9 protein-coding genes are annotated in these 10861 nt (G+C 61.9%); 7 read left to right on the forward strand and 2 right to left on the reverse strand.

Going from position 1 to position 10861, the window contains the following annotated elements; translation table 11 throughout:
• Window positions 1–79: 79 nt before the first annotated feature.
• Both MKZ40_RS12470 and MKZ40_RS12475 read right to left on the reverse strand, forming a co-directional pair.
• Window positions 80–841, reverse strand: coding sequence for a DUF481 domain-containing protein (locus MKZ40_RS12470; RefSeq protein ID WP_254627086.1), 762 nt, complete (start codon window positions 839–841; stop codon window positions 80–82).
• Window positions 842–1065: 224 nt separating this feature from the next.
• Window positions 1066–3582 (reverse strand): penicillin-binding protein 1A, encoded by a 2517-nt coding sequence (locus tag MKZ40_RS12475; protein ID WP_175089641.1) that lies wholly within the window; start codon window positions 3580–3582, stop codon window positions 1066–1068.
• A gap of 248 nt (window positions 3583–3830) precedes the next feature.
• On the opposite strand from MKZ40_RS12475, the gene pilM reads away from it, so the two are divergent.
• The 7 genes from pilM to aroB all read left to right on the forward strand — a co-directional run bounded on the left by pilM (window position 3831) and on the right by aroB (window position 10588).
• Complete coding sequence (gene pilM, locus MKZ40_RS12480; protein ID WP_175089640.1) at window positions 3831–4895, forward strand: type IV pilus assembly protein PilM; 1065 nt, start codon at window positions 3831–3833, stop codon at window positions 4893–4895.
• The gene (locus MKZ40_RS12485; RefSeq protein ID WP_175089639.1) at window positions 4892–5482 is read left to right on the forward strand and encodes a PilN domain-containing protein; all 591 of its coding nucleotides are present in this window, start codon (window positions 4892–4894) and stop codon (window positions 5480–5482) included. The genes pilM and MKZ40_RS12485 overlap by 4 nt, the downstream gene beginning before the upstream one ends.
• Window positions 5479–6111 (forward strand): type 4a pilus biogenesis protein PilO, encoded by a 633-nt coding sequence (locus MKZ40_RS12490; protein ID WP_043332958.1) that lies wholly within the window; start codon window positions 5479–5481, stop codon window positions 6109–6111. The genes MKZ40_RS12485 and MKZ40_RS12490 overlap by 4 nt, the downstream gene beginning before the upstream one ends.
• Window positions 6108–6659, forward strand: a complete 552-nt coding sequence (locus MKZ40_RS12495) for a pilus assembly protein PilP (protein WP_175089638.1) — start codon at window positions 6108–6110, stop codon at window positions 6657–6659. The genes MKZ40_RS12490 and MKZ40_RS12495 overlap by 4 nt, the downstream gene beginning before the upstream one ends.
• Before the next feature lie 153 nt (window positions 6660–6812).
• A complete protein-coding gene (locus MKZ40_RS12500) occupies window positions 6813–8870 on the forward strand; it encodes a type IV pilus secretin PilQ family protein (RefSeq protein WP_175089637.1) in 2058 nt (685 codons plus the stop codon).
• On the forward strand, window positions 8870–9412 hold the full coding sequence (gene aroK / locus MKZ40_RS12505; protein ID WP_175089636.1) for a shikimate kinase AroK: 543 nt from the start codon (window positions 8870–8872) through the stop codon (window positions 9410–9412). The genes MKZ40_RS12500 and aroK overlap by 1 nt, the downstream gene beginning before the upstream one ends.
• A gap of 69 nt (window positions 9413–9481) precedes the next feature.
• Window positions 9482–10588, forward strand: a complete 1107-nt coding sequence (gene aroB / locus MKZ40_RS12510) for a 3-dehydroquinate synthase (protein ID WP_175089635.1) — start codon at window positions 9482–9484, stop codon at window positions 10586–10588.
• The last annotated feature ends 273 nt before the right edge of the window (window positions 10589–10861 follow it).

Raw genomic sequence — 10861 nt, forward strand, 5'->3', positions numbered from 1 at the left:
AGGGCTTTTTGTTGGTGGATGCTTTCAGCCACGAACCACCCGCGACTGGCACCCGTGCGGGCAGGCGCCAGGCCTTTGCTCAGAAGCTGTAGAGGATGGAGGCCGCCGTGGTGGTGTCGGTCTTGGCATCCGACTCGTCGGGCGGATTGGTGTTGTTCTCGATCTCATGCGAGAGCTTCAGGGCAAGGCTTGCATTGATGGCGACCGTCAGCGCGGTATAGCTGCGACTGATCACGTTCTCGCGCGTGGCCTCTGCCGAGAACTGCTGCTCGAACTTGGAGGTATCGGACAGCTGCCAGCGGTAGTCCATCGCGCCATAGCCCAGCAGGTAGTTCTCGTGATCCCCCGCCGTGATGTCATCGAACCGATACCCCGGCCCGGCCTCGAGGGATAGGTTGTGCTCGGGGCCATCCAGTACCGTGACGCCTTCACCGACGATGGAGGTGACCTGGTGGTTGTAGCCGGAGAAGCGTTCCTTCTCCCAGCGCAGCAGCCCGAAGGCGTAGTGGTCATCGCTGAGGTCATAGCGCTCGCGCTGGCCGACCAGGTACTTGTCGGTCGTGGTCTCGCCACTGCTGGAGACATGCTTGGCCTCCACCCGGAAGGTGTGGGTCCAGGGCTTGAGGTGCCAGGACAGGCTGGTCTTGCCCAGCAGGGTCTCGCTGTTCGAGTTGCCCGACAGCTTGGTGAACCCCAGCTCGGCCTGGCCGCTGAAGGGCTCAGAGTCCTCGCTGGCGGGGGGCGGTGCATAGAAGAGGTCGTCTGCGACAGCCGTGTCGAGGGGAAGCAGGGCCAGGCACAGAAACGCGGTCCTGCGCAGTGTGGGCAATGGGTGAAGCATGCGAACTCCGGCATGTTTGAGGCATGACATCATCATCGGGTATGTGACTTGCGAGATGACGCTGGCTGAGCGGGGCGGCCTGGCGCGTCATCCGGACGCTACCAGTGGATCGCGATACGGGGGAGCCTTGCGAATGCTCAGATGGCAGAAGAGCGACCAGCGGCCGCTCTTCCTTGGGCTCTCCCCCTGCCGATGAGGCTGGCAGGCGAGGTCTGGAGATCAGATCAGAAGATGGCCTCGAAAGTTCCGGTACCTTCCGAACCGCTTTCCTGCTCCAGCTCCTTGCGAATGGTGCGTTCCTGATAGGGCGGCAGATTATCCTTGCGGAACAGTTCGCTGATGCCGCCGGACTGACCACTGCGCAGGCGCTTTCCGGTGTCCGGGTCGATGGTCGCCGTCACGATGTTGTTCGGACGCTCCATGGTGGAGGACGGCATGCCCTTGAGGGCACCGCGCATGTAGTCGACCCAGATGGGCAGGGCAGCCTGGGCGCCATACTCGGCCAGGGTGTCGTTGGAGTCCTTGCCGACCCAGACCGTGGCCACCAGCTTGCTGTTGAAGCCGGAGAACCAGGCATCACGCTGGTCGTTGGTGGTGCCGGTCTTGCCGGCCAGGTCATCACGACCCAGCGCCAGAGCGCCACGGCCAGTGCCGCGCTTGATGACATCCTGCATCATGTCACGGATCAGATACATGGCTTCGGGGGAGGCGACACGCTCGGCCAGCGGGTACTGGCGACCGTCACGATTGACGGTGACCATGCCCGGCGCACAGTTGGCACAGGCAACCGCTGGATGCGCTTCATAGTCGGTCTCGTCATCGCCACGCGTGATGGTATCGATGTACCAGGGCTCGACACGGAAGCCGCCATTGGAGAGCACGGCGTAGCCGCGTGCCATCTCCAGCGGGGTCAGTGAGGCGCTGCCCAGGGCCAGTGACAGGCCATTGGGCAACTCGTCACGCTGGAAGCCCAGCTTGACCAGGAAGTCGAGGGTCTTGTCGAGGCCGACCGTCTGCAGCAGACGCACGGAGACCAGGTTCAGCGAACGATACAGGCCAACGCGGATGCGGGTCGGGCCGGTGAACTTGCCGCCGGCATTTTCCGGGCGCCACACCTTGCCGCCATCCTGAAGCACGACAGGGGCGTTGTTGATGATGGTCGCCGGTGACATGCCGGCCTGCTCGAGCCCGGACAGATAGACGAACGGCTTGAAGATCGAGCCTGCCTGGCGGCGTGCCTGGATGGCGCGGTTGAACTTGCTGGCGGAATAGCTGAAGCCACCTTGCAGGGCGAGGATGGCGCCACTTTCCGGATCCAGTGAGACGATGGCGGATTGCGCGTCCGGCAGCTGGCCCAGGCGGTAGCCGTCGTCCTGCTTGATCACGCGTACCAGATCACCGGCATTGGCGATCTCGGCGGCCGAGCCCGGCACGCCGCCACGCCATTTGGCGCTCTTGTACTCACGCGCCCACTTCAGGCCGTTCCAGTCGAGGGTCACGGCTGTGGCGTCGGCCAGCAGCACCTTCATCTGCTTGCCGGTGCTTTCCACCACGATGGCAGCCTTCAGCGGGCCGTAATCCGGGGTACGGTCGAGCACTTTCAGCCAGTTCGAGACATCACGGTCGATGCCGGCGATGCGCTTCTCGCTCTTCTGGGCCGCCTGCCTGGCGGTTTCCAGCACTTCCGGCGACTTGGAGAGTTCTTCCTCGAGGCCGGCCTGATCGGTCTGGTCCTGGGCTTCCGCCAGGGAGGCGGCGATGTCGGATTCCTCGACTCCGCGCCAACCGTGGCGGGTATCGTAGGCGATCAGCCCCTTGATCAGCGCATCACGTGCCATTGGCTGCAGCGAGCTGTCCAGCGTCGTAGTGATGCGGACGTTGTCGGTGTAGGCCTTGTCGCCGAAGCGGTCGACGGCGAAGCTGCGCGCCATTTCCGCGACGTAGGGTGCCTGCACTTCCGGTCGGGAGTAATGGCGTGCCGCGGTGATCGGCGCCTTGACGGCTTCGTCATAGGCCTGCGACTCGATGTAGCCCAGCTCCTTCATGCGCAGCAGGATCCAGTTGCGACGGATCAGTGCGCGCTGCGGATTGGTCAGCGGGTTGAAGCTCGACGGCGCCTTGGGCAGACCGGCCAGCATGGCTTGCTCGGCCAGGGTCAGTTCATCCAGGGACTTGTCGTAATAGGTGCGCGCAGCGGCGGCGATCCCGTAGGCGCGATGGCCCAGGAAGATCTTGTTGACGTAGAGCTCCATGATCTCCTGCTTGGAGAGAATCTCTTCCATCTGCAGCGACAGCAGAATCTCGCGAATCTTGCGCGTGAAGGTCTGGTCCAGCGTCAGCAGATAGTTGCGCGCCACCTGCATGGTGATGGTGCTGCCACCTGACTGGATGCTGCCGCTGGAGGCCAGCTGCACGGCCGCGCGCGCCAGCCCCTTGGGGTCGATGCCCGGGTGGGAGAAGAAGTTGCTGTCTTCGGCGGCGAGGAGGGCGTCGATGAAGGTCTCGGGGATCTCGTCGTAGGTGACCGGGATGCGACGCTGGTCACCGTATTCGCCGATCAGCTTGCCATCGCGGGTATAGATGCGCAGCGGCGTCTGCAGCTTGGTATCCTGAAGCTGATGGACGTCGGGCAGGCCCGGCGAGAAGTACAGCGAAGCGCCAACGATGGCCAGAAGTCCCGCGGCACATAGTGATAGCAGCAGCCAGAACACTGGCGAGAATAGTCGTCTCAATAGCTTCATGGGCAAGACAGGGTCCGTGGGTAAGAAAAGCGAGTGGCTGCGCGGGGATTGGCAATTCCATTGCTGGGGCATTATAAGTAGCGGGTTCAGATGCGGCCAGCGTTGAACCCTGACTTGCGCGTCTGTTGTGTTATTCTGGGAAACATAATGTAACATCCTGGAGTGATAGAGGGTGTCGCGGCAACGTCGTCAGGGAACCGGCGGCCAGCCAGTCTGGCAAGATCGTCATCAGAGCAGGGGAACGCCAATTGCTGGGACTCAAATCCGCCGGCAAGGGACTCATCGGGGTCGATATCACGTCGGCCACGGTGAAGCTCCTGGAGCTGTCCAGGCAAGGAAATCGATACCAGATCGATAGCTATGCGGTGCGTCCACTCAAGGAAGGCGCAGTCGTCGAGCGACGGATACGGGACATGGACGAAGTCGTGCTGGCCATCAAGCGCGCGGTCGAGCAGGCGCAGCCGCGCTCGAAGCGCGCCGTGGTCGCGGTTCCCGCGAGCGCTGCCATCACCAAGACACTGAGCTTCCCGGCCAATCTCGCCGATGACGAGATCGAGCAGCGCATCGCGCTCGAGTCCGAAAAGCACTTTCCCTTTCCGCTGAACGATGTCGCGTTCGACTTCCAGCATCTGGGCGTCAATCCGCGCAATCCCGATCAGCAGGATCTTCTGCTGGTGGCGTGTCGCAGCCTGGATGTCGATCAGCTGACTTCGGCACTCTCCCAGGCCGGCCTCGAGCCGGCTGCCGTCGATGTCGAGACCTTCTCCCTCGAGCGCGCCTTCGGCGAGCTGCGTCATCAGTTGCCGCCGACCTACGACAATGAAGAGTGCGTTGCCGTCGTCGATATCGGTGCGACGATGACCGCCTTCCACGTCATCCAGAACGGTCGCATCGTCTACAGTCGCGACGCTGTCTTCGGGGGACGTCAGCTGACGGACGAGATAATGAATCGCTTCGATCTCTCCAATGATGAAGCGGGCCTGGCCAAGAAGCGTGGCGGCCTGCCGGATACCTATGACAGCGAAGTGCTGGGTCCGTTCCGCGAGACGCTCATCCAGCAGATCGCGCGCTCTCTGCAGCTCTATTACACCGCCGGCAAGCGTCGTGAGGTGCAGCGCATTCTGCTCGGGGGCGGTACGGCCGCCATCGCCGGGCTGCGTGAGGGCCTGGCGGAGCACACCGGGCTTGAAGTGATCATGGCCAACCCCTTCACGCACATGAGCGTCAATCCGCGCGTCGATATCCAGGCGCTTGCGGGCGATGCCCCGGCGATGCTCACGGCCTGCGGTCTTGCGATGAGGAAGCGCTCATGACCATCGAGATCAACCTGCTTTCCTGGCGTGAAGACCGGCGTGAGAAGCGCAGCAAGCGCTTCATGGGCATACTGGCGCTGGCGGCTGTCGTCGGCATCGGTGGCGGCTATGGCATGAGTGAGTATTACCAGAGTCAGCTCGAGGCGCAGCAGCAGCGCCATGCCTTCATCGAGAAGGAAATGGCCCGCCTCAATCGTGATATCAAGGAAGTCGAGGACATCGAGGCACGACGCACCCAGATGCTCGACCAGATAGAGCTGATCCGCAGTCTGCAGTTCTCGCGTCCGGAAACGGTGCGGGTCTTCAATCAGCTGGTGACGTCTCTGGTGGACGGTGCCTGGTATCAGAGCATCAGTCGCAGCGGGCGCCAGCTCAAGGCGAATGGCACGGCGGAAAGCACGCGTCAGGTTTCCGGCCTGATGCGCGCCATTGCCCTGTCGGATTCCTTCGGCACTCCGACGCTCTCCGATGTGCAGAGCAATGACGACGATCAGCGCAGCTTCAATATCACGATTCCGGAGCGCCCGGCGGGGTCTGCGCTGAACGCTGCCGATGCGGTAAATGACAAGAAAGGAGGTCGGCGATGAGTTTCATCGATGCTGAGATCCGCCGCCTCAAGTCGACGGATTTTCGTGATCTTGACCTGAAGGAAGCCGGCATCTGGCCGGTCACGCTGCAGGCCGTGCTGGCGCTCATCGTGCTGGGCGCCCTGTTCTGGGCGTCCCACTGGTTCCTTGCGGCGCCCAAGGCAGAAGACCTCGAACGTCTGCGTGCCCAGGAAAGTCAGCTGCTCCAGCAGTTCGAAAGCAAGGCGTTCAAGGCCGCCAACCTGCCGGCCATGCGCGAGCAGATGGTGGAGCTGGAGTCTCGCATGGGGCAGCTGCTGGAAATGCTGCCCACCGACGCGGAAGTCCCGGCGCTGCTGGATGATATCAGCGAGACGGCTATCAACAACCAGCTGGCGGTCGAGTACATTCGTCTGAAGCCGGCGGAGAATCGCAACTTCTATGTCGAACAACCTTTCGATATCAAGGTGCGCGGCGACTATCATCGTATCGCCGCCTTCATTTCCGGTGTCGCGGGGCTTTCACGCATCGTGACGCTGCATGATTTCGTGCTGACGCCGGTCGCCAACAGCGATGATCTTGAGCTCTCCCTGCTGGCCAAGACCTACAATTATCGTCAGACCCCGGCAACATCAGGAGGCAAGCAATGAGCCTGATGACACGTCGAAATGCCGTGATGGGTACTGTGTTGCTGGCCACTCTGCTTGCGGGCTGTGGAGATCCGCAGCTGGGCGCGCTGGAAGGGGAACTCGAGTCCTTGAGGGGGCGTCCTTCCGGCAAGGTGCAGGAGTTGCCGCCGCAACCCGAGTATCATCCCGTCACCTATGACATGGCGGATGCGCGCAGTCCTTTCCAGTCACGCCTGCCGGAGCCCGAAGAGGAGCTGACAGCCGTCGACAATGGTGTGCGACCGGACCTCGATCGCCCTCGTGAGCCACTGGAAGCCTGGCCGTTGGAACAGCTCAGCATGGTCGGGACCCTGGATGTCGATGGCGCGCGCTCGGCATTGATTCTGACGCCGGAGCAGGAAGTCCAGCGTGTGCGGGTCGGCAACCATATGGGTAGCAACTTCGGCAGGATCACCCGTATCGGTGATACGCAGATCGATATGGTGGAAATCGTGCCCAATGGTCAGGGCGGTTGGATAGAGCGGTCTCGCGCCATGGCGCTGAAAGAGCCCGTGTCGACAGGTGGTTGAGATCACTGGCGTTGGCAGTAGCCATATTGTCACGGAAGACGAACGGTCGCCCCATCAATAGATGGCGACCGACACCATAACGCTTCGATAAGAATAAGGCGCGATCAGCCCGACGGTTGAACGGAGCCACGGCGAGACAGGGGACTAGGGAACATGACGCGATTGCAACGAATGAGTCTGCTGGGGCTGGCGGCAGTCGGAAGCCTGATGGCAAATGTAGCGATGGCCGCGTCATCGCTGCAGGACCTCAACTTCACCGCCCTCGGGGGCGACCGTATGGAGCTCAAGCTCGACTTCGTCGGCGGAGTGCCGGAGGTCAAGGGCTACCGTATCGAGACGCCGCCGCGCATCACCATCGACCTCCTGGACACCAGCAGTCAGCTCGACAAGCGTCGCTTCGATCTGGGGCTCAGCGGCGTGGACGAGCTGGTGGCGCTGGAAGCCGGCTCGCGCACGCGTCTGGTCATGAAACTCAACCAGTCCAAGCCGTACGTCACGCGCACCGAGGGCAACAGCCTCTACGTCATCGTCGGCGAGCAGGGCGGTGCGCCGGGCGCTCAGCCTGTGGCTGCCTCCCAGGCGAACGCCGCCAGCGTACCGCCGGACAACCGTGCCCTGGAAGTGGCAAGCGAGCCGGCCGTCAGTGGTATCGATTTCCGTCGTGGCACGGATGGTGAAGGCCGCGTCGTGATCAACTTCAATCGCTCCAATGTCGAGTCACGTGTCACCGAGCGCGGGCGCAAGATCTATGTCGACATCAAGGGCGTGAAGCTGCCGCCGGAGATGAATCAGGTGCTGGATGTCGGCGATTTCGCCACGCCGGTGACCCGTATCGATCCGCAGCGTACCCGTGATGGTGTGCGTATGGTGGTGGATGCCAGTGGCTACTACACCCAGCTGGCCACCCAGGCAGGCAACGAGCTGGTGCTTGAGGTCAAGCCGCTGACGCGTGAAGAGCAGGCGGAGCGCATCAAGGACAAGTTCCCCTACACCGGCAAGAAGATCTCGCTCAACTTCCAGAACATCGAAGTGCGCTCCGTGCTGCAGATCATCGCTGACTTCACGGGGCTCAATCTGGTCGCCAGTGACAATGTCACAGGCAACGTGACCCTGAACCTGAAGGAAGTGCCCTGGGATCAGGCGCTGGATCTGGTGCTCAAGTCCAACGGTCTGGCCAGTCGTCGCATGGGCAACGTGCTGATGGTCGCACCGGCCGAAGAGCTGGCGGCACTCGAGCGCAAGGAGCTCGAGGCGAATCAGCAGGTCAAGGAACTGGCGCCGATGACCACCGAATACATCCAGGTGCGTTATGCCAAGGCGGCGGACCTGGCGGCGTTGCTGCGCGGTGAAGGCGGTATCGGTCTGCTGTCCGAGCGGGGCCGCGTGATGGTCGATGAGCGCACCAATACCATGCTGATCCAGGACACCCGCGATACGCTCGAGTCCATTCGTGGCACGCTGGAATACCTCGACATCCCGGTGCGTCAGGTGCAGATCGAAGCGCGCATCGTCATTGCGCGCAGTAGCGTCTCCAGCGAGATCGGTGTCAATTGGGGGCTTTCCAACAGCAGCAACGGCAAGTTCGGCCTGGAAGGCGCGTCTACCGGTACGACCAGCAACGGTGGTCTAAGCGTAGATCTGGGGGATGATAGCAGTCCGGGAAGCACCTTCAGCTTCGGTTACCTGTCCGGCGATATTCTGCTGGACCTGGAACTCTCGGCGCTGGAAAGCGAAGGCAAGAGCCAGACCATCTCCCAGCCCAAGATCATCACCGCCAACCAGAAGAAGGCCGTCATCAAGCAGGGTCAGGAGATTCCCTACGAGGAGGCGACCTCCAGCGGCGCGACCAACATCGAGTTCAAGGAAGCGGTGCTGGCATTGGAAGTGACGCCACAGATCACGCCTGACAACCGCATCATCATGGACCTGTTGATCAACAATGATGATGTCTCCGATGACAGCTTCAATGGCGAACCGGCCATCGATACCAATGAAATCGAGACGCAGGTGCTGGTCAATGATGGCGAAACCGTGGTGCTGGGTGGCATTCTGACCTCCGAGCAGATTCGCAGCGTCTTCAAGACACCCTTCCTAGGAGACCTGCCGGTGATCGGGAATCTGTTCCGCTATACCGAAGAGTCCAACGAGAAGGTAGAATTGCTGGTATTCATTACCCCGAAGATCATCGAGGACGGCCTGGCGGTGCGCTGATGCATGTGATTCCCAACGTATTCCTTGTCGGCCCCATGGGGGCCGGCAAGAGCACTATCGGCCGCCTGCTGGCGGCCGACTTGCATCGTGAATTTTGCGATAGCGACCATGTGATTGAAGACCGCTGCGGAGCCAGCATTCCGTGGATTTTCGACGTCGAGGGCGAGTCCGGCTTTCGTGAGCGTGAGCAGGCTGTCATCGATGAGCTGACCTCGCTCAGGGAAGTCGTGATGGCCACCGGTGGTGGCGCGATCATGGCGGAGGCCAATCGGCGCGTACTGCGCGAACGCGGCACTGTCGTGTATCTCTACGCGCCTGTCGAGCAGCAGCTCAAGCGAGCCGGCCGTGATCGCAATCGTCCGCTGTTGCAGCAGGATGACCCCGGGAGGGTGCTCAAGCGGCTGTTCGAGTTGCGTGACCCGCTCTACCGCGAGACGGCCGATATCATCGTGCGTACCGATCGTCGTAGTCCTCGGGCGGTCACCAACGAGATTCGGCGCCGTATCAAGGCGCTGGCGAACCCGTTGCACGCCCCTGGCTAGTCTCATCAGCGGCTGGTGGCCCTGGCGGGCATCAGTCGCTGTCACCTGTTTCGCCCAAGGAGAATTCTGATGTCCCTGGCACCTGCTCATCGTCTTGATGTCGCGCTCGGCGAGCGCAGTTATCCCATTCATATCGGGCCGGGCCTGACCGCACGTGGTGATCTGATTCGTGAGCACCTTGCGGGGCGTCAGGTGATGATCGTCACCAACACCGTAGTGGCACCGCTGTATCTGGACGCACTGAAGGCCTCGTTGGGCGAGGGGCTCGATATCCGCGAGGTCATCCTCGACGACGGTGAGCAGACCAAGCACATGGCCAGCATCGGCCTGATCTGGGATGCCCTGCTCGAGGCCGGCTTCAATCGCCGCTGCACCTTGATCGCCCTCGGTGGCGGTGTGATCGGTGACATGACCGGCTTCGCGGCGGCCTGCTATCAGCGGGGTGCGGCCTTCATCCAGGTGCCGACCACGCTGCTGTCGCAGGTGGATTCCTCGGTGGGCGGCAAGACCGGCGTCAATCATCCGCGCGGCAAGAACATGCTGGGCGCCTTCTGGCAGCCGCGTCTGGTGCTGATCGATACCGCGAGCCTCAAGACATTGCCGCAGCGTGAGCTGTCAGCGGGCATGGCCGAGGTCATCAAGTATGGTCTGCTGTGGGATGAAAGCTTCCTGAGCTGGCTGGAAGACAACATGACGGCCTTGATGGCGCTGGACGAGACCCTGCTCGGTGACGCCATTCGCCGCAGCTGTGCCATCAAGGCGGATGTCGTGGCGCAGGATGAGACCGAGCAGGGCGTGCGTGCGCTGCTCAATCTGGGTCACACCTTCGGGCATGCCATCGAGACGGATCAGGGCTATGGCGTCTGGCTTCACGGCGAAGCCGTCGGCACCGGCATGCTGATGGCGGCTGAGCTTTCGGCGCGCATGGGCTGGCTGTCGAGTGCGGATGTGGAGCGTGTCTCGCACATCATCGCCAAGGCGGGCTTGCCGCTGGCGGCTCCGGAAGACATGGGCGTCGAGGACTTCCTGAAGCACATGCAGCTGGACAAGAAGAATGTCGATGGCCGCCTGCGCCTGATCCTTCTTGAGCGCATCGGCCGCGCGGTGATCACCGAAGAGGCGCCAGCCGGCGTGCTGGCCGACATGCTGGAGCACTGGCCACGCAGCTCTCGCTGACATCTCGGCCAGCCATTGGCTGGTTCATGGGCGCTGCACGATCACGCAAGCCGTCACCCTCTGGGTGGCGGCTTTTCTTTTGGCAGCTTTTCTTTTGGCAGCTTTTCTTTTGGCGACTTGTCTTTTGGCAAGTATCAGCGCGCCGTGGCGGAGTCATTGGTGGAGCGTGATTCCTGAATTGGTATGCCGTATGCGTAATCGGTATGGGGCAGATCGAATAAAAACGCTGTTTTTTATTCAACCAATACTAAAGTTGCAAGGCGAAATTCATGA

Source organism: Cobetia sp. BMC6 (assembly GCF_029991385.1).
Lineage (GTDB): Bacteria > Pseudomonadota > Gammaproteobacteria > Pseudomonadales > Halomonadaceae > Cobetia.

Excerpts from the sequence above, each read along its gene's own strand:
- MKZ40_RS12470 (WP_254627086.1), bottom strand. The coding sequence starts at position 841 with ATGCTTCACCCATTGCCCACACTGCGCAGGACCGCGTTTCTGTGCCTG.
- aroK (WP_175089636.1), top strand. The coding sequence starts at position 8,870 with ATGCATGTGATTCCCAACGTATTCCTTGTCGGCCCCATGGGGGCCGGC.
- MKZ40_RS12495 (WP_175089638.1), top strand. The coding sequence starts at position 6,108 with ATGAGCCTGATGACACGTCGAAATGCCGTGATGGGTACTGTGTTGCTG.
- MKZ40_RS12475 (WP_175089641.1), bottom strand. The coding sequence starts at position 3,582 with ATGAAGCTATTGAGACGACTATTCTCGCCAGTGTTCTGGCTGCTGCTA.
- aroB (WP_175089635.1), top strand. The coding sequence starts at position 9,482 with ATGTCCCTGGCACCTGCTCATCGTCTTGATGTCGCGCTCGGCGAGCGC.
- MKZ40_RS12490 (WP_043332958.1), top strand. The coding sequence starts at position 5,479 with ATGAGTTTCATCGATGCTGAGATCCGCCGCCTCAAGTCGACGGATTTT.
- MKZ40_RS12500 (WP_175089637.1), top strand. The coding sequence starts at position 6,813 with ATGACGCGATTGCAACGAATGAGTCTGCTGGGGCTGGCGGCAGTCGGA.
- MKZ40_RS12485 (WP_175089639.1), top strand. The coding sequence starts at position 4,892 with ATGACCATCGAGATCAACCTGCTTTCCTGGCGTGAAGACCGGCGTGAG.